18 protein-coding genes are annotated in these 17,360 nt (G+C 66.1%); 8 read left to right on the forward strand and 10 right to left on the reverse strand.

The features are described from left to right. Positions 1 to 24: 24 nt before the first annotated feature. The 4 genes from R3P95_RS05160 to R3P95_RS05175 are packed head-to-tail and all read right to left on the reverse strand — an operon-like array spanning position 25 to position 4,044. A complete protein-coding gene (locus R3P95_RS05160; protein WP_317547494.1) occupies positions 25 to 852 on the reverse strand; it encodes a glycosyltransferase family 2 protein in 828 nt (275 codons plus the stop codon). After that, on the reverse strand, positions 849 to 1,856 hold the full coding sequence (locus tag R3P95_RS05165) for a glycosyltransferase (RefSeq protein WP_317547495.1): 1,008 nt from the start codon (positions 1,854 to 1,856) through the stop codon (positions 849 to 851). Before R3P95_RS05165 ends, R3P95_RS05160 begins: the two co-directional genes overlap by 4 nt. Then, on the reverse strand, positions 1,853 to 2,962 hold the full coding sequence (locus R3P95_RS05170) for a glycosyltransferase (RefSeq protein ID WP_317547496.1): 1,110 nt from the start codon (positions 2,960 to 2,962) through the stop codon (positions 1,853 to 1,855). Before R3P95_RS05170 ends, R3P95_RS05165 begins: the two co-directional genes overlap by 4 nt. Beyond that, positions 2,959 to 4,044, reverse strand: a complete 1,086-nt coding sequence (locus tag R3P95_RS05175; RefSeq protein WP_317547497.1) for a glycosyltransferase family protein — start codon at positions 4,042 to 4,044, stop codon at positions 2,959 to 2,961. The genes R3P95_RS05170 and R3P95_RS05175 overlap by 4 nt, the downstream gene beginning before the upstream one ends. Positions 4,045 to 4,212: 168 nt before the next feature. Here R3P95_RS05175 and R3P95_RS05180 point away from each other — a divergent pair, with 168 nt between their 5' ends. The 4 genes from R3P95_RS05180 (at position 4,213) to R3P95_RS05195 (ending at position 8,608) form a co-directional block, all read left to right on the forward strand. Then, positions 4,213 to 5,139, forward strand: coding sequence for a WcbI family polysaccharide biosynthesis putative acetyltransferase (locus R3P95_RS05180; RefSeq protein WP_317547499.1), 927 nt, complete (start codon positions 4,213 to 4,215; stop codon positions 5,137 to 5,139). Next, positions 5,136 to 7,454 (forward strand): glycosyltransferase, encoded by a 2,319-nt coding sequence (locus tag R3P95_RS05185; protein WP_317547500.1) that lies wholly within the window; start codon positions 5,136 to 5,138, stop codon positions 7,452 to 7,454. The genes R3P95_RS05180 and R3P95_RS05185 overlap by 4 nt, the downstream gene beginning before the upstream one ends. 85 nt (positions 7,455 to 7,539) lie before the next feature. Further along, entirely contained in the window at positions 7,540 to 7,773 is a 234-nt protein-coding gene (locus R3P95_RS05190; RefSeq protein WP_231893824.1) for a hypothetical protein, read from the forward strand. 10 nt (positions 7,774 to 7,783) lie between these two features. Continuing rightward, positions 7,784 to 8,608: a CDP-alcohol phosphatidyltransferase family protein gene (locus R3P95_RS05195; RefSeq protein ID WP_317547501.1), complete on the forward strand. Its 825-nt coding sequence runs from the start codon at positions 7,784 to 7,786 to the stop codon at positions 8,606 to 8,608. Here the strand turns inward: R3P95_RS05195 and R3P95_RS05200 are convergent. Together R3P95_RS05200 and R3P95_RS05205 are read right to left on the reverse strand one after the other, a co-directional pair. Beyond that, the gene (locus R3P95_RS05200; protein WP_317547503.1) at positions 8,556 to 9,392 is read right to left on the reverse strand and encodes a YihY/virulence factor BrkB family protein; all 837 of its coding nucleotides are present in this window, start codon (positions 9,390 to 9,392) and stop codon (positions 8,556 to 8,558) included. The genes R3P95_RS05195 and R3P95_RS05200 overlap by 53 nt on opposite strands. 39 nt (positions 9,393 to 9,431) lie before the next feature. Then, positions 9,432 to 9,824: an OsmC family protein gene (locus R3P95_RS05205; protein ID WP_094639042.1), complete on the reverse strand. Its 393-nt coding sequence runs from the start codon at positions 9,822 to 9,824 to the stop codon at positions 9,432 to 9,434. 213 nt (positions 9,825 to 10,037) lie between these two features. Here R3P95_RS05205 and R3P95_RS05210 point away from each other — a divergent pair, with 213 nt between their 5' ends. Next, positions 10,038 to 10,991 carry a hypothetical protein gene (locus R3P95_RS05210; RefSeq protein WP_068050324.1) on the forward strand — a complete coding sequence of 318 codons (954 nt, stop codon included), beginning with the start codon at positions 10,038 to 10,040 and terminating at the stop codon, positions 10,989 to 10,991. 80 nt (positions 10,992 to 11,071) lie between these two features. On the opposite strand, the gene R3P95_RS05215 is transcribed toward R3P95_RS05210, so the two are convergent. Further along, positions 11,072 to 12,253: a zinc-dependent alcohol dehydrogenase gene (locus R3P95_RS05215; protein ID WP_149405263.1), complete on the reverse strand. Its 1,182-nt coding sequence runs from the start codon at positions 12,251 to 12,253 to the stop codon at positions 11,072 to 11,074. A 124-nt stretch (positions 12,254 to 12,377) separates the two neighbouring features. On the opposite strand from R3P95_RS05215, the gene R3P95_RS05220 reads away from it, so the two are divergent. Next, positions 12,378 to 13,385 carry an iron-containing redox enzyme family protein gene (locus R3P95_RS05220; protein WP_317547505.1) on the forward strand — a complete coding sequence of 336 codons (1,008 nt, stop codon included), beginning with the start codon at positions 12,378 to 12,380 and terminating at the stop codon, positions 13,383 to 13,385. On the opposite strand, the gene R3P95_RS05225 is transcribed toward R3P95_RS05220, so the two are convergent. Then, on the reverse strand, positions 13,367 to 13,531 hold the full coding sequence (locus tag R3P95_RS05225) for a CDGSH iron-sulfur domain-containing protein (protein WP_317547800.1): 165 nt from the start codon (positions 13,529 to 13,531) through the stop codon (positions 13,367 to 13,369). The genes R3P95_RS05220 and R3P95_RS05225 overlap by 19 nt on opposite strands. 46 nt (positions 13,532 to 13,577) lie before the next feature. Next, positions 13,578 to 14,264: a HemK2/MTQ2 family protein methyltransferase gene (locus R3P95_RS05230; protein ID WP_068050316.1), complete on the reverse strand. Its 687-nt coding sequence runs from the start codon at positions 14,262 to 14,264 to the stop codon at positions 13,578 to 13,580. Between the two features lie 203 nt (positions 14,265 to 14,467). On the opposite strand from R3P95_RS05230, the gene R3P95_RS05235 reads away from it, so the two are divergent. Together R3P95_RS05235 and R3P95_RS05240 are read left to right on the forward strand one after the other, a co-directional pair. Next, positions 14,468 to 14,890 carry a hypothetical protein gene (locus R3P95_RS05235; RefSeq protein WP_317547506.1) on the forward strand — a complete coding sequence of 141 codons (423 nt, stop codon included), beginning with the start codon at positions 14,468 to 14,470 and terminating at the stop codon, positions 14,888 to 14,890. 49 nt (positions 14,891 to 14,939) lie between these two features. Then, positions 14,940 to 16,139: an NAD(P)/FAD-dependent oxidoreductase gene (locus R3P95_RS05240; RefSeq protein ID WP_300521066.1), complete on the forward strand. Its 1,200-nt coding sequence runs from the start codon at positions 14,940 to 14,942 to the stop codon at positions 16,137 to 16,139. Here R3P95_RS05240 and glsA read toward each other — a convergent pair. Continuing rightward, positions 16,095 to 17,342 carry a glutaminase A gene (gene glsA / locus R3P95_RS05245; protein ID WP_317547510.1) on the reverse strand — a complete coding sequence of 416 codons (1,248 nt, stop codon included), beginning with the start codon at positions 17,340 to 17,342 and terminating at the stop codon, positions 16,095 to 16,097. The genes R3P95_RS05240 and glsA overlap by 45 nt on opposite strands. Positions 17,343 to 17,360 lie beyond the last annotated feature (18 nt).

Genomic DNA, 17,360 nt, shown 5'->3' on the forward strand with positions numbered 1-17,360 from the left:
CATTCGGCCGAATTTCGACCCAGCCTAAACGAGTCGGTCGGCCGTGCGGCGGATCCCGGAGCCGTCGATTTCGACGAGGCCGCGAGCCGCGAAGGCGTCGAGCCATCCGATCATCGGCCACCGCCCCCATCGGTCGAAGAACGTGCGCGCGTTGGCGACGATGTCGTCGAGATGCTCCACCGGAGGATCGGAGACCGGATGGAACTGGTGATAGGCGTGCGCCCCACCGACCCACCGCAACCCCATGCGCGACGCCTCCGCGGTGGCTGCGAAGTCGGTGTCCTCACCGCCGTAGCCGGTGTAGTCCTCGCAGAAGCCGCCGAGTTCGGTCCAGGTCGTTACCCCGACCGCGAAGGACAGCGACCAGAAGAGATCGAAGTTGTCTCCGCGCTCGACGGTGCCGACCGGCGGGTTCGGCCGCGCCGGGTGCGGTGCGGTCAGCAACGTCAGAGCCTTGCCCTCCGCACCGATGTCCTTCTCTTTCAGATAGGTCACCGGGCCGCAGAGCAGGGATCGCTCGTTGCCGGGCAGCGTTGCCGCACGGCGGTACTGCTCGATCATGTTCGGGCCCGGAATGCAGTCCACGTCCAGGAACACCAGCAGTTCCGCGCCACGTTCGATTGCTGCGGCCGCGCCTCGATTGCGGGCGCGGGCCAGCGGCAGCGGGGTCTGCGGGGGCATGTCGATGCACGTCGCCGCCGAACCCGATCGTGCGAGCACGTCTTCTATCGCGTCGTCGCCCATCGAGACCACGACGTGTTCGACCTGCTCTTCCGATGCACTCAGACCGCGCACCTGAGCGGCCAGGTGCTCGTGCCGACCGGACACCACGGTGACGACGACGGTCTTCACTGTCGCGCCGTTCGAGGTGCGGCCTGCTCGATCGCCCTGGCAGCACGTGCGGGTGCGCCCTCGGTACGCAACGCGGACCACCGCCGGCCACCGATCTCGAGAGCGCGATCGGCCGCAGCATGCCATCGCGCGACGGACGGCCACGAGTCGAGAACCTCGGCGAACGGGCCGCCCGCCAGCGCCGCGGCGGTGGCATGCTGCTCGTCGAAGGGACGGGCCTGCGGCACGACGATGGCCGGCGCGCCCGAAGCAGCGACGTCGGCGACGGCGTTCTGGCCGGCGTGCGTGACGACGAGTGCCGCCGAACACAGCACCGGCCACACGTCGTCGACCCAGTCGCCGCCTGCGACGCCGAGTGCGCGGAACTCGAAGCGGCCGTCCACCGCCGACCACGAGTCCACCAGGTCTCGGGTCAGCGCCGTGCCACCGGCGGCGCCCAGAACCACCACGGTCGGATCGGCGTGGGCAGTGTCTCGCTCACGTTCGGCGAACCGGCTGATCGAGCCTGCATAGGTGGTCTTCTCGGCGAAGGGCCGCAGCCAGGTCGGGTCGTAGACCTCGCGGGACCACGGTGCGACGATGTGGGTCGCAGCCCGGTAGGCGAGGTTGTGGATCGAATCATCCCGCTCCCCCGGTATCGCCATCACGATCACGCGAACACCCATGAGCCGCAGGAACATCGCTACTTCCACCGATACGTCGACCACCACTGCCCGCGGTCGCTCGCGCGCCACCCACTCCGCGATGATCGCCATCCGTTCGGTCAGACCGTCCACGTCGTGGGGAGCCCAGTGCAGCACCCCTCCAGCCGAACTGTCCACCGCCGCATCGCCTTTCACGGAGTCGTCCACGTCGAGAGGAAGCGAGATCCACTCGGCCGCCGCATGCGCTGTCGGTCGAGCACGCGAGGACAACACCGTCATCGGCTCGGCCATCGACCGTGCGATGGCGTCGGAACGGGTGATGTGACCGACCCCGTGGTGGTGCGCGTAGTAGCCGATCATGCGATCGCGAGTCGGTCGTCCACCGAGTCGACCGCCGCGGCCAGAGTCGAGTGGTACAGCGCCTCGTACTCGTCCACCATCCGGCCCATCGAGCACACCTTCTCCGCCCGGGCCCGGACGTCGGACCTCCTCAGCGCTGCCGCCGCGGGGATCGCTGCGGCGAGGCCGTGTACGTCGTCGGCAGCCACCAGCACTCCCGACGAGCTGTCCACGATCTCCGGTATGCCGCCCCTGGCGAACGCGGCGACGGGAGTGCCGCAGGCCAGCGCTTCGGCGACCACCAGGCCGTACGGCTCGGACCAGACCGGCGAGACCAGCGCGACCTCGGCACCTGCCACCAACGCCGCCAGGGCGGGCTGATCGAGGTGTCCGACGTACCGGATGTTCTCGTCGAGCACGGGTTCGACGAACTCGTGAAAGTACTCGAGATTGCTCAGCGGACCGGCGATACGCAGCGAGCGCCCTGCTTCTTTCGCAGCCGCGATGGCCAGGTGCAGCCCCTTCTCCGGGACCACCCGACCCGACCACACCACGTAGTCGCCCCCGGTGCCGAACGGCCAGTCCTCCAACGAGATTCCGTTGCGAATGACGACGGTTCCGGCGGTGACATCGGCCCACTGCGAGGCGGCGAACTCGCTGACAGCGGCAAAGGTGTTGGCACCCGGAGGAGCCAACGCAACCGCGGACTCCAGCCACGCGAACGGAGGTGTGTGCAGTGTCGTCACCATCGGTACCGACAGCGTCGCCGACATCGCCAGCGGCAGGTAGTGCAGGCTGTGGTTGTGCACGATGTCGAACGACCGAGACAGCGTCCCGGCCAGTTCCAACATCACCGCCAGATACGCGTGATGCTCACGGATCGCGGTGGGAGTGATCGCCACGTCGGCGATCGAGATCGGCGTCAGATCCAACGTTCGGACCGGCAGCATCGTTGCGTCCAGGTCGACGCTCGATCCGTCTGCAGCGAACAGACTCACCTGATGTCCACGCTCGGTAAGCGCGCGCACCAGGTTGTAGACGTGCGCCTCCAGACCGCCGGCGAAGGGTTGTGCCACTGGAAAACTCGACGACGCCAACACCGCGATGCGAAGTGGGTTCTCGTTCAACGCATCTCCTTTGTCACTGCTGAATAGATCGCGGCATGAGTTGCTGCGATTCGCTGTCGTTGCTCCGCGCGAACGCCCGAATCGAGCGCAGGCGTTCGATCGGCGTGCGCTGCTCGCACGGCAGCAACGAGGGTTTCGGGATCGAACGAATCGATTCCCATTCGGAAACTGTGCACCCGGGCCTGATCTGCGTAGAAGCCGCAGTCCGACGCGACCACGGCGGTACCGAGATCGCGGCAGGCCTCGAGCCAGCCCGAGTGGGTTCCGAATCGATACGGCAACACCGAGACATCGATCGACGACAGATAGTCCCACAGCGCGTCGTCGTCGAAACGTTCGTGCACGCGCACGTCGACATCGGGAAAACTCGTGTAGTCCAGCAACTTTGCGCCGACCGTCGGGCTGTACCAATGGCTGGAGGACTCGAACACGTCCTCGTCGATGTCCAACCGGACAGTGGCGTCGGGTAGCGATCGTGCGGCCTCGACCACCGCATCCATCACAGCCAACGGGTCCATGTTGGACCGCAGGTTCTTGGCGTGGACGCCTATGACGAACGAGTCCGACTCCGGGCGCGGCAGTGTCATCCGCTCCAGTGGCACGACGTGCGGATGGTCCACCACTGTTGCCTCGACGCCCCACCGATCGTGAATCCAGGCAGCGGCTCCCGCGGTGAGGGTGATGACGGCGGCGGCAGCGGGAACCAGTACGTCCAACTGTCGCAGGTGATCGGCGCTGTCCGCGAAATGGGGATTGTGCAGGTCGTGGACCGTCAGCACCAACGGCTGCCGGTGGGCGCGCAGATGCTCGACGGTGCGGGTGAGTTCGTCGGCCGTGAAGGACTCGAACCCGAAATGCACGTGCAGCACATCGAAGTGCACGTCGGTCTGCTCGGCGAGCCACCGAGCATCGAGCAGTCGTGGGGGCCACCACTGGCCGGGTACGTCGACTCTCACCGGGGTCGGATCGGGCAGCACGATCACCGCCGGGTCGACGGACATCTCGTGTGGGGCGGCACCGACGACGGGCTGCAGGTGTCGGACATAGGCGTGCGAGGACGGAACCGATGCAACGCGAATCATGAATTCCTTCGGGTACAGGCAGGTGGATCGTGCCTGGTCCCGACACGCGATACGTAGCCTGTACCCAGTTGGAGCCGGGTTCAATCGGGGTTGGCGAAGCCCGTCCGCCGGGTCTACGTTGACGAGAGAATGGTCCAACAAGAACGATCACACGACGTCGGGGCAAGCATGGACGGTCGCACCCGCCATTACGGCGAATTCTACGGACCGGCGGACGACGCCGAGAAGGACGGACCGCTCCTGCTCGTCTGGGGAAACTGCCAGGCCGAGGCACTGCGCATCCTCCTCGGTTCCGACCCGGCCATGCCGCTGCGCACGGTACGCATCCCTCCCGTACACGAGCTGGAAGCCTCGGACCTGCCCCACGTCGACCGCCTCGTGCGCCAGGCGTCGGTGCTGCTCACCCAGCCGGTTCGAGCCGGCTATCGGTCGCTGCCACTGGGGGTACCCGATCTCGCCGACGCGCTCGCACCCGGCGCCACCGTGGTCCGGTGGCCGGTACTCAGATACGCGGGGCTGCACCCCTTCCAGGTCATCGTTCGACACCCGAGCGACCCCGCTGCCGTCCCGAACATGGTGCCGTACCACGACTTACGGACGATTCTCGCCGCCCGTCGCGGCCTGAGCGGCGACGAGGACTGGGATCGACCGGTCTCGGACGACGGTCTGCGACAGGCAGCCGAGGCGAGCCTCGACGAGTTGCGCCGACGCGAACGCCGAGACACCGACATCGTTGCCTCCGACCTGTTCGCAGATGCCGGGATCGACGCCACCCACACGATCAACCATGCGACCAACGTGGTGCTCGGCGCTCTCGCCCAGCGGATACTCGATCAGTTGGGGACCGGGAGCACGGTGCGAGATCCGGGACGCGAACTGCTCGGCGGCGTTCGCGCGCCCGTCGAGGGGCGAGTGCTGAATGCTCTGGGTCTGCAAGGTGATTCGCGGCCGAACTGGTCGGTGGACGGCGCTGCCGTGTCGCCGGATTCCGTTCACCGCGCGCACCTGCAGTGGTACGCGGATCGTCCCGAGTTCGTCGATGCGGCGCTGGAACGTCACGCCGAATTGATCCGTACCCTGGAGCTGGCACCGTGACCGGGACGGTACTTCATCTCGTCATGGGGCCCGACGAGCACGGTGTCGTCCGCTGTGCGCGCGAATTGGCCTCCGCCACAGCCAGTCCGGTGATATCGGATCTCGAGCAGCTCCCCCTCGACAGTGCGATCCACGTGCACTTCACCGACCGGTTGTTCGGCCGTACTGCAGAGGCGGCGGCGGATGCTTTCGTCGCCTTCGCGCAGCGGCACCGCGCACCGATCACCGTCACGATGCACGATGTCCCGCAGGCATCCGACGGCCACGCATTCGAGGCGCGGAAGAAGTGCTACCGGCGGGTGGCCGATTGCGCCGCTGCCGTCGTCGTCTCCAGCATGCACGAGCGGCTACTGCTCGACGACGTCCTGGACGGTGGAGACGACGTTCGGGTGATCCCGCTTCCGATCGGACGCGCGGAGCCACGAACCGAAGACCGAGTCGCCCCGCGAAAACTCGTCGGCGTACTCGGATTCGTCTACCCGGGCAAAGGGCACGAGGAGGTGCTCGATGCCATGACGTCGCTGGACACCGACGTCGACTTTCTCTCGATCGGGTCCGCATCACCGGGCCACGAATCCATGATCGACGAACTCGGCCGTGCTGCAGAGCAACTCGGCCGATCGTTCACCTCGACCGGTTTCGTTCCCGATGCAGAGCTGAACGAGATCCTGCGGTCGATCGCGATTCCCGTCGCGTTCCACCGACACGTATCGGCATCGGGTTCGATCAATTCCTGGATCGCGGCCGGCCGTCGACCACTCGTCCCGCGCGGTCGGTACGTGGAGGAAATGGAGACCAACTCCCCCGGGGCGCTGTGGATTCACGAGAATTCGGTCGACGGCCTCGCGTCTGCGATGGCGGAGGCTCTGCGCCATCCCGACAGGACCTGGCAGAACCGCGACGTGGTCACCTACCCCACGCTCGAGCAAGCAGCCGTGCTGTATCGCGCACTGTTCGACGAACAGTGCGCATCAACGGCAGACCAGCTACCCGACGGCCGATGGGTGGTTCCGGGCAATCGGTGGGATCTCGCCGAGCCGGTCGATCGGGAACCGCGAGTGTCCGTGGTGATCCCGTACTTTCGCCAGCAGCGTCAGCTCGAGTTCGTACTGACCGCGCTGACACTGCAGAGCTACCCGGCCTCGCTGCTCCAGGTGATCGTGGCCGACGACGGGTCCCCCGAAGCACCGGACGTCGACGGCTTCCGGACGGCCCTGGACATCACCGTCGTTCGACAGGACGATCTCGGCTTCCGCGCGGCGGCAGTACGCAACCTCGGCGCATCGGTGGCCGACGGGGAGATTCTGTGTTTTCTGGACGCCGATACCGTCCCCGAACCCGGCTACATCGCGGAATCGGTACGGCTGACAGGGGCGGTTCCCGATGCTCTCGCCGTGGGCCGGCGACGCCATGCCGATCTGACGGGCTGGTCCGCCGAGGACGTGGCCGGGTGGTTCGGCGAATTTTCCGGACCACCGGAGTTGTCGGAGCCGGGGTGGCTTCGGGACGGGTATTCCCGCTCGCGAGACCTGCTCGATGCCGATCGGCGTTCGTACCGGTTCATCATCAGCGCCGTCATGTCGTGCAGCCGTCGGCTGTTCTCGGAGATCGGTGGATTCGACGAGACCTTCGTCGGCTACGGCGGAGAGGACTGGGAGTTCGCGCATCGCGCCTACGACGCCGGTGCCGTCCTGGCGCACCTGCCCCGAGCGGTCGCCTGGCACGACGGACCCGAATGGGCCGAGCGGACGGGCGGGGATCGCGAACGCAAGAATCTCGAAGCCCTGATGCTGTCCTCGCGCATCACCGACCCTGCGGCTCGCACTCACGGCCTCGTCTACGCCGTGCCCGAGATCGTCGTGGTCGTCGAGTGCGCCGGACACAGCTCTGCCTCGCTGCTCGCCACGGTCGGTTCCGTTCTGCGCGAGCGAGATTGCGCGGTCTGGCTGGACGGTTCGGACGCGGCGTCGTTGCGAGAGCAGTGGGGCGACGTGGACCCACGCGTCCATCTGGGCCGGCCCGGCGACACCGGCCGCAGCCACATGGTCGTACACGTCCACGGACTCGTACTGTTCGGTGAGCACGCTCTGCGCCGAATGCTGGCAACCGGTGCCGATCGCATGACCGTGGACGTCGGCGGCTGCGGTGTCGTCGAGTGTCGCAGTTCGCGGTCGAGTGCGCGCGCGGCGCGGTGGGCCGATGCGCTCGGTAGTGATCGGCTCGATACGGCCGAAGGTCTCTTCGGGCACATGCACCGCACGGCCGTCGAATTCGGGATCTCGACCGGTGAACATCAACCGAATCTGTCCTGGTGAAGGGGAATACGGTGCGGCGGCCACTGATGGAAGAATGGATGTCCGCGCTCGTCGGGGACGACGTAACAGCAAGGTCGGGTGAACAATGAACAGAACGCTGTATTCGATGCTCTGGATGATGGCGATCATCGCCCTCATCGCATTGATCTGGGGCACAGTCGGTTACGTGTACGCCGACGAACATCCTCTGCGCCGTGCGGCGTTCGTCGGTGGCGGAGTGTTGATCTCGGGCTGGCTGATCGTGCTCGCTGCCGTGGGCATCAAGATCTCGCGACTGAAAGCGCGGCGGAGAGCGAGCAACTCCGACGACGACCGATAGTCCTGCTGCGGTGCGGATTGAGAACGCCGCGGGCGGGTACTCCGCATCGAAGTCTCGACGCGCAATCGCCGGTCACCTGCTCGTCGAGTTCCTCTCAGTCAGTGCCGAGCAAGGGTTCTCGATGGTCAATCAGCGCAGTACGTCGAAGCAGCAGGGTGTGCCGGTACGTCCGGCGACTCGCGAGGAGTATCTGTCGACGTGGTCGACGCTGCACAACGGCATCGATCCTTCTGCTTCCGGGTTGGTCTCGGGTTGGCTTCGCGTCGTCTATGCGCTGAGCGCGCCGCTGGTCCGCGCGTCCGTATCCGCCCACGCGGTCACGCTGACCGCCGTCGTCGTGGCAGGAGCAGCAGTGGCCCTGTCTCGCCCCGGCACCTCGGCACCACTGATCGCGGCTGTGCTGATCGTGATCTCCGGCCTGCTCGACGGTATCGACGGTGGGGTCGCGATGATCGGTCGCTCCCAAACTCAGTGGGGGTACCTGCTCGATACCGTCGCCGATCGCTGCAGCGACCTGCTGCTCCTGGCGAGCGGTCTTGCGCTCGGAGCACCGATGCCGCTCGTCCTCGCGGTCGGTGTGACGACAATGCTGCACGAGATGGCCCGTGCCCGCGCGGTCGGTTCCGGCATCGAAGATGTCGGTTTTCTGACGGTGTGGGAGCGCCCCTCGCGTGTGATCGCGGCTGCGGTCACGGCGACGGTCGCCGGTGCCGCTCCGGCCGCCGCCGGATCATCGGCGACGATCGGAATGTCGGTGACGTGCGCGCTCGCAGTCGTCGGGTTCATGCAGTTGATGTTCGGGCTGCATCGACGGGCCGATCGAACTCGGCAGTGACCAGCCAGCCGGCCAGAGCCAGCACATGGAACACGAACATCCACAACATCATTGCCACTCCACCGCCGATCGCGGTGAGGCCTCCGAACGGCGCACCCAGGTCCACCGGTATCGCCAGGAACAAGATGAATCCGTGGACGAACCCGGTGACGATGGACGAGGTGACGAGTGATCCGACGATCAACGCCCGCCAGCCCACCGCACGTGGCGCAATCACGCGATAGGTCCATGCCAAGGGTACGGACAGGATCACCCACAGGCAGTTGAAGCCGAGGAACACGCGCGCCGACATGGCACCGATTCCGCCGCCACCGGTCGTTGCTTCGAGTAACCGCGCTACGCAGAGGACGCCTGCCAGCAAGACCGGCGCGGCGGCGAAGAACGGCACCATCGCCAGCCGACCCCGCCAACCGGTGAACGATTCTCGGATCGGAGCGAACCGCACGATCGCCCGGCGCAGGCCCTCCCCGTAGAACGTCGCGGGAAAGATGGCGATCAGGACGCCGATCGGGCCGAGTTCGATTCCGGCAGTAGCCAGTCCGTCCACGGACGCGCGAGCACCCAGGGCGTCGGGCAACAACGCCGAGATGGCGTCGAAGCCCCCGCGCACCCAGTCGGCCGACACCAGCAGAGCGCAGGCGCGGATGGTGAGGAGCAACAGCGGCACCACGGCGATGACGGCGTAGAAAGTAAGACCGCCCGCGATCAAGGTGGTGTCCTCGCGGGCGAACCCGGCTTTGATCGCCTCGACTCCCCGCGCTGCCCTGGTGCGTATCGAGGTCATCTCGTGCGGGCACCGAAGTACAGGGCACCCGTCGACGGGTCATTCAAGGGTGACCTCCACTCCGTCGATGACCTTGAGAAACGGGCAGATCGAGGTCGCCTGCGCCAACACTGCTTCGGCGTCGTCGGTACCGGGAAGAGATACCGCGAGTGCGAACGTCGCGTCGTAGCCGGATGCGTCGGAGTCGGTGAGCACCACGGTGCCCTTCACTGCAAGTTCGTCGACGCTGCCCCCGACGGTTCCGAGCGCGATACGCAGAGATTCGACCAGGCAGCTCGACAATGCGGCGGCCATCAGCTGTTCCGGGTTGGTGTGCTCCCCCGGCCCCCCGAGTTGCTTCGGTTCGCGCACACCGAGGGACAGCACCCCGTCGTCGGAGGTGACTCCCGTCGCGGTGGCAGAGACAGTTGCTGTGTACAGCTCGGTGTTCATCGATGTCGGATGTCCAGTCGGCAGCCGATCGAAACCGTCAGGTTCCGCACCTGCGGAAGGAGGCCGACGGGTACGTGTCGCTGTTCACATATCGGACACATCAGTTTGGTCGAACCTACCGACGGGTAATGCTGCAGTCAGGGCCGAGCATCACGCTGTGACCCACAGGCATCGGCCAGAGTAAATCGACCACCCGACCGAAAGGGGAGCACCATGAGCACATCGACGTTGATCGCCCAGTTGCGTGTCGCACTGCAGCTGACGAACACCGAAATCCAGATCGCCGAGACTCGCGTCGTTCAGGCGCGCACCGAGGCGGTACGCCGGGAGTTGACCCAGAACGCCGCGAACGGTCGCGACCGCGCCGCAGCCATCGAGGAAGCCCTTCGCGGACTGGGAGGACTGCCCGATCTCGTGTCGCCGTTCCTGGGACGCACGCTCGCCGCAGTCAAGGCAGTGGCCGAGCAAGCACAGCCGTTCGACGAGGCCCTGCTGGGCGATCTCGCCCTCGAGCAGCAGCTGCTGGGCCGCGCCAAGTACATCAAGGCTCTGGCCACCGCAGCGAACGAGCCCACCGTCGTCGCTCTGGCGACCCGGCTGGCCACGGCGCACAGCGCCACGGTGGAATGGCTCGAGACCGTCCTCGCGGAAGATGCACTGGGCGGACCCGCAGCATTGCGTCGCACCCCGTTCCAGGCCGCCGCAGGCACCGCGGTCAAGATCGTCAACGCGCCCGCAACCTGGTCGGCTCGCGGTCTCGACCGTGCACTGGACGCAGCTCGCGCTACCCCGGACCGCCTCGCCGGACTTCTGGGCCGCGGCGCGCACGCCGGTGACGTGGCAGTCAAGACGCTGACGGCAAGTCGCGATGCAGCGCTCGAAGCAGCCGAGGACGTCACCCGTAGCGAGGGCGTCGATACCGTCGCCGACGCAATCCACACCGCGCGGTCGGCCAGCGGAACCCTCGACGCCGACGAGCTGCCGATAGCGGATTACGACGACCTGAACGTCTCGGACGCCGTCGCCGCCATCAAGGACCTCACCAACCCGACCGACGTTCGCACCGTCGTGACGTACGAAGAGGCACACAAGAACCGCCACGGAGTCGTGTCCGCAGGACAGACGCGCGTGGCAGCAATCGCCAAGGACGTCATCTCCATCGACTGACGAAGATGGATTGATCCTTCTGCGAATACCGATGCGGCCCGTGAACTTCCGGGCCGCATCGCTGTATTCGAAGGACGTCGCTAGGGCTTCAACAGCACCTTGATGGCACCGTCCTGCTTCTTCTGGAAGATGTCGTACGCATGCGGAGCCTCCTCGAGCGAAAGCTCGTGTGTGGCAAACGAGTCGACGCCGAGGGGATCGTCGTCACCGAGCAACGGCATGATGTCGTCGACCCATCTCTTGACGTTCGCCTGCCCCATCCGGAGCTGAATCTGCTTGTCGAACATGGTCATCAGCGGTAGCGGATCGGCCATGCCGCCGTACACCCCGATGATCGAGATGGTTCCGCCGCGGCGGACGATGTCGATTGCCGAGTACAGCGCGCCGAGTCGATCGACACCGGCCTTCTGCATCATCGGCGCGGCCACGGCGTCCGGAAGCATTCCGACGATCTGCTGTGCGAGTTTGCCGACCGGCGATCCGTGCGCCTCCATACCCACCGCATCGATGACCGAGTCCGTGCCCCGGCCGTCGGTCATCTCGCGGATGACGTCGCCGACGCCACCGCTGTGCTCGGCCAGGTTCACCGTCTCGATTCCCCGCGCTGCGGCGCGGGCGAGTCGCTCGGGTACGAGGTCGACGGCGATCACTCGCGCGCCCTTGTGCTGTGCGATGCGCGCTGCCATGTCTCCGATGGGCCCGAGTCCGAGGATCGTCACCGATCCCCCGTCGGGAATTGCCGCGTACTCGACGGACTGCCATGCGGTCGGCAACACGTCGGAGAGGTAGACGAATCGCGAATCCGGCGGTCCCTCCGGAACTTTGATGTGAGTGAACTGCGCCTGCGGGACGCGGAGGTACTCGGCCTGACCGCCGGGAACTTGCCCGTAGAGCTTGGAGAAGCCGAACAGTGCTGCACCCGTTCCCTGCTCGCGCACCTGCGTGGTCTCGCACTGGGTGTAAAGGCTCGAATCGCACATGTAGCAGTGCCCGCAGGAGATCTGGAACGGGATGACCACTCGGTCTCCGACTGCCAGATCGCCGGTCTGCGAACCGACTTCCTCGACGATGCCCATCGGCTCGTGGCCGAGGATGTCACCTTCGTCCATGAAGGCACCGAGTGTTTCGTACAAATGCAGGTCCGAACCGCAGATGTTGGTCGTCGTGATCTTCACGATCGCGTCTGTCGGCAGTTCTATCCGCGGGTCGGGAACGGTGTCCACGCCGACTTTCCTCTTGCCTTGCCAGGTCACTGCGCGCATATGGTCCTTCCGATGGAACGACCTCGAAGTTCGATGTCGTGCACTGCGCATTGCCTGTTGTGACAGGTCACAAACACAGAGGTCGTGAGTGGTTGGTACCGAGCGTCAGCGGGTAGCCACCACTATGACCGCGTTGTTCTCAGTCGATCCGTCCACCACCCGCTCCCCTGCGCTGCCCACTCCCTGTGGGCCTATCTCCGATGCCATCACTCGGCGCCTGACCGCGGGTGAGCCGAACGGGACTGCGATCGTGCCAACGCCGACCCAGGTCGATCCCACGTCACGAGACGTGCAACTGTCACTTTTGATCTGCTACGAACTGCACTACCGCGGATTCCAGGGTGTCGCCGACGCCTGGGAATGGGATCCCGAACTCCTTCGACTGCGAGGAGCTCTCGAATCCGCCTTCCTGGCCTACGTACGGGAGAACGTGGAACCCGGCACCGACGCGGTCGCAGAGATGGACGCACTGTCCGTCGAGGCCACCTCGGGAACCGGCCCGTCCTGGTTCCTGCGCGACGAGGGCTCATGGGAGCAGATGCGCGAATACTTCGTGCACCGATCCGTCTATCACCTCAAGGAAGCCGACCCGCATGCCTGGGCCATTCCCCGCTTGACGGGTCAGACCAAGGCTTCCTACGTAGCAGTGGAATTCGACGAGTACGGCGGCGGCAAAGGCGACCGCCTGCACCAGCATCTGTGGGCCGAATCGATGGTGGCCGCCGACCTCGATTCAACGTACCTCGGGTACGTCGACCGCGTCCCGGCGCAGACATTGGCGTGGGTCAATCTCATGTCGCTCTTCGGCCTGCATCGTGGTCTGCGCGGTGCCACCGTGGGCCACCTCGCGGCAACAGAGATCACCTCGTCTCCGGGCTCACAGCGCTACGTCCAGGGACTGCAGAGGCTCGATGCCCCCGCAGCATGCATCGCGTTCTACGCCGAGCACGTCGAGGCGGACGCCGTGCACGAGCAGGTACTACGTCACGATGTGGTCGGCACGCTCCTCCGCCACGAGCCAGAACTGGAGGCAGATGTGGTGTTCGGAATGCGTGCGCTGGATTTCGTCGAGAACGAGCTCGCCGACCACGTGATGAAGCGGTGGTCTGCCGGTCAGTCCTCGCTGGACTGAGAGGGTCGCCGCTTGGCGCGGTGGCTCGTGTCGCACAGCGGGTAGTTCTTGCTGCGCCGACACGTGCACACCGCGACGACGAAGCGATCCGATTCCACCCGCGTACCGTCGTCGAGTTCGATGGCCACCGGTCCGTCGATCAGCATCGGTCCGCCGCGGACGATTCTCACCGTGGTGCGCGCACCTGCCGCGTCATCGCTTGTCGCCACGAACGACCACCAACTCCTCTGTTCGGCACCCCGGAGCCAATGCTCCGCGAGCTTCCAGCCATTCTGCGCGCCGGTGCATCACAGGCCCGAAATCGATGGTCTGCCGGCCCGCTTCCGTCACCGAGAATCCGTTGTCGGAGAGCATTCTCACGGTGCGGTGGGGGCCGGAGAACTCCGAATGGACGACGAGCAGCACGCCACCCGGCGCGAGCAGGTCGGCCGAGGCGCGACACAGCGGATCGAGCACCGTCCGGCCGTCCTCGCCCGCATCCCAGGCACGGTGCAGGCCCATCCCCGTCGGAGGAAGCTCGGACGGCACGTACGGGGGATTGCACAGCAGTACGTCGAACGGTTCGAGCTCGGCGGCCTCTGCCAGGGAACCCAATCTGACGTCCACCTCGACGCCTACCGAGCGCGCGTTCCGCTCGGCGCAGTCGACAGCGCGGGGCGAGATGTCGAATGCCACCACTTCGCGCGCGCCCAACAGTGCGGCGGTGATCGCCACGGCACCACTGCCGGTGCACATGTCCAACACTCGCGCGCCGGGGACGATGCCCGTCGTGGCGGCGATGTCACACAGCAGAAGCGAATCCTCCTGCGGTTCGTACACACCGGGATCGGCGTGCACGGATGTCAATGCTCGGATGGAATCGGATTCGGCTGTCGTCATCGGCGTGCCTCCCACGGTGTCGCGATCGATGTCGTATTCCCGTCGGACCCGCAGTCAAACCCGTTGCCGTTTCGAGGCTTACGAACACCCCACCCCGGGTAGTCCTGCGGAGCGTGGTTGAGGAGTAGCCCGCAGTCCCCGAATGTCGACTGTCGATTCCCCCGTGCGCCGGGCGAGGAGTTCGGCTGCTCAGGAGTGTGTTCATGATCGTCGTACCGTCCATTACGTCCCCGCTCGCCGAAGTGATTCCGTCGCTGACCGACTCGCGGCACCTCGATACCGAGATGATGCTGTCGGTCGACGAGAGCGCGGGTTCCGACATCGTCGTCCGAGTGACCGGCACGATCGGTGACTCGGATGTCCCCCTCCTGGCCGAAACGCTCGGTGAGGCGGCCGAGCGCGGGCGCGCGTTGATACTCGACCTGTCGTCTGTGGCCGGAGCCGCGGCCGGTGTCCACTCCGTACTCGACGCCACCGCCATCCGACTCGGCCGGTGGAATCAGCAACTGTCAGTGGTACTTTCGCCGGCACTGCAGCAGTCCGGCATCGGTCTCGTACCCGATCGAGTCGAGGTACGAGGATCGACGACCGAACCCGTGCTCGCGCCGACAGCAGACACCCGGTGATCCGTTCGATGACGACGAGGGCACGCACCGAAGCGCGGCAGGTGTCTCTGTGACCACCCCGAACACGACCTACGACGTGCTCGTCGTCGGCGGCGGCAACGCGGGCATCAGCGCGGCAGCGCGACTGCTGAAGAAGGGCATCTCCGACGTCGCGGTGCTCGAACCCAAGAAAGTGCACACCTATCGCCCACTGCTCTCGTACGTGGGCTCCGGTCAGGCAGCTCTGACCGAGGCCGAGCGCACCCAGCGTTCGGTGATCCCGACCGGATGCGTCTGGCTGGAGGACTCGGCGACAGCGATCGACCCGGTGAATCGTCTGGTGCGCTGCGCGTCGGGCACCGAGTACGGCTACCGGGATCTCGTCCTCGGACAGGGTCTCGTCGTCGACACCGACGCGCTGCCCGGAGTGTGGGCCGCGCTCCGATCCCCCGCCGTCACCAGCAATTACCTCGACCGAGCCGAACGCACCTGGCAGCTGGTACGCGATCTGCCAGCCCACAGCAGCGCGGTGTTCACCGTGCCGCGGCCACCGGTCGGGTGCACCGGCACCACCCTCAAGCCGCTGTTCCTCGCGGCAGACCATTGGACCCGCACCGGCCGCATGCCGGGAATGGACATCACGCTGGTGGTGGATCGACACCGACTACTGGGTGTGCCACAACTCGACAGCATCGTGATCGCACGACTACGCGAGCTCGGCGTGCGCATTCTGACCCGCACTGCGGTGACGGCACTGCACCCGGAGAGCGGACACATCACCGTCACGGACCACGACGGCATCGACGAGCGGCTCGGCTACGACATGCTGCACCTCGTACCGCCGTTCCGCGGTCCGAAGTGGCTGGAGGAATCGAACCTGACCGGGTCCGCCTCGCACGGTGTCGTCGACATCGACGGACGAACTCTGCGCCACCGGATCCATCCGGAGATCTGGGCCGCAGGTGACGGCGCAGCCATCGACACCGATTCCTCGGGTGGCGCACTGCGCAAACAGATTTCGATTCTCGTCGACAATGTGATCGCAGCGCGCAGCGGCACGCCGTTGTCGGAGTACGACGGCTACACCGTGGCCCCCATCCCGGTCGACGCACACCGCCTGATCGCTGCCGAGTTCGATCGCACCGGAACCCTGACGCCGTCGTTGCCGTCGTTCGTCGATCCGCTGAAACCCCGGCGCTCCGCCTGGGCGTTCGACCGTTACGGCCTACCGCTGTCCTACTGGAACATGATTCTCGCCGGCCGACTCTGACCGATCGGGCGAGCCCATGAACCCGTCGGGGTCACGGGCGACCACCCGGTGACCGTCGTCCTCCAGGGCGCGAAACGCATCATGCAGGAGCCGTCGAGCCGTGCCGTCGATTGCCCGTACCTCACTGAAATCGATTGTCGTACTGTTATTTTCGCCGAAACCGTGGACCATCCGGGCGATGATCGCCTCGGCACCCGCGAACCGAAGATCACCCTGCAGCTCCACTGTGGTCACACCCTCCGCCTCGGTCACGCTGCGGATGGCCGATTCGCCGCTGGGTGCCACATGCATCATGTGCAGACCCAGATCGCGCGAGAGCCTCTCGAACACCGCCACCCCACGGACGCTGTTGCCGTGCTCGTTCAGCCTCGGAGACAGCACAGCAATCCCCACCTGACCGGGCAACACACCGATGATCGCCCCGGCAACCCCGCTCTTGGCCGGAATACCCACGGACGCGAGCCAGCTGCCGCTGCCGTCGTACATTCCACAGGTGGCCATGACCGCCAACACGTGTCGATCGATCGCCGGGTCGACCACCTGTTCGCCCGTGCCGGGATCCTTCCCCCCGTTCGCCAACACCGCGGCGATCCGGGCCAGATCGTTGCAGGTCACGGTCACCGCGCACTGACGTGCATAACCGTCGACGACATCGGCGGGCTCGGCTCCGAGATGGCCGACCGACTTCAACAGGTGCGCGATCGCGGTGTTCCGGTCGTCGGATTCGAGTTCTGCCTCGTACACCTGACGGTCGACGGAGAGTCCGCGGCCGGCCATTCGGCTCAGAAGGTCCGTCAATCGCCCTGCCCGCTCTTCGCTTCCGTCGCCTCGAATCATCGAATGCACCGCCAGCGCACCGGCATTGATCAACGGGTTCCGCGGTCTTCCGGTCTCCGCTTCGAGGGATATCTCGTTGAACGAGTCTCCCGACGGCTCGACGTCGACGGCCTCGAGCATCGCCTCGATGCCGTTGTCCTCGATGGCCAGCGCGTACGCGACCGCTTTGGCGATCGATTGGATCGAGAATTCTGTGTCGGTGTCGCCCGCTCCGTGCAGCGATCCCCCGACGGTGGCGAGGGCGACCGCGAACGTGTCGGGATCCGCCGAGGCCACTACCGGGTTGCCCTCGGTCACCGTCCCTCCATCGAACTGTCTGCAGTCCTCCAACACGGAGGCGAGGTATTCGGGAACAGGCGATCTCATGTGTCCACGCTAGTCCTC

The organism is Rhodococcus cercidiphylli, assembly GCF_033042225.1.
In the GTDB taxonomy this organism is placed as follows: domain Bacteria; phylum Actinomycetota; class Actinomycetes; order Mycobacteriales; family Mycobacteriaceae; genus Rhodococcoides.

Bases quoted from the DNA above. Each gene is read 5' to 3' on its own strand.
- R3P95_RS05165 (WP_317547495.1), bottom strand. From the start codon at position 1,856: ATGATCGGCTACTACGCGCACCACCACGGGGTCGGTCACATCACCCGT.
- R3P95_RS05175 (WP_317547497.1), bottom strand. From the start codon at position 4,044: ATGATTCGCGTTGCATCGGTTCCGTCCTCGCACGCCTATGTCCGACAC.
- R3P95_RS05180 (WP_317547499.1), top strand. From the start codon at position 4,213: ATGGACGGTCGCACCCGCCATTACGGCGAATTCTACGGACCGGCGGAC.
- R3P95_RS05190 (WP_231893824.1), top strand. From the start codon at position 7,540: ATGAACAGAACGCTGTATTCGATGCTCTGGATGATGGCGATCATCGCC.
- R3P95_RS05200 (WP_317547503.1), bottom strand. From the start codon at position 9,392: ATGACCTCGATACGCACCAGGGCAGCGCGGGGAGTCGAGGCGATCAAA.
- R3P95_RS05205 (WP_094639042.1), bottom strand. From the start codon at position 9,824: ATGAACACCGAGCTGTACACAGCAACTGTCTCTGCCACCGCGACGGGA.
- R3P95_RS05210 (WP_068050324.1), top strand. From the start codon at position 10,038: ATGAGCACATCGACGTTGATCGCCCAGTTGCGTGTCGCACTGCAGCTG.
- R3P95_RS05215 (WP_149405263.1), bottom strand. From the start codon at position 12,253: ATGCGCGCAGTGACCTGGCAAGGCAAGAGGAAAGTCGGCGTGGACACC.
- R3P95_RS05220 (WP_317547505.1), top strand. From the start codon at position 12,378: ATGACCGCGTTGTTCTCAGTCGATCCGTCCACCACCCGCTCCCCTGCG.
- R3P95_RS05225 (WP_317547800.1), bottom strand. From the start codon at position 13,531: ATGCTGATCGACGGACCGGTGGCCATCGAACTCGACGACGGTACGCGG.
- R3P95_RS05230 (WP_068050316.1), bottom strand. From the start codon at position 14,264: ATGACGACAGCCGAATCCGATTCCATCCGAGCATTGACATCCGTGCAC.
- R3P95_RS05235 (WP_317547506.1), top strand. From the start codon at position 14,468: ATGATCGTCGTACCGTCCATTACGTCCCCGCTCGCCGAAGTGATTCCG.
- glsA (WP_317547510.1), bottom strand. From the start codon at position 17,342: ATGAGATCGCCTGTTCCCGAATACCTCGCCTCCGTGTTGGAGGACTGC.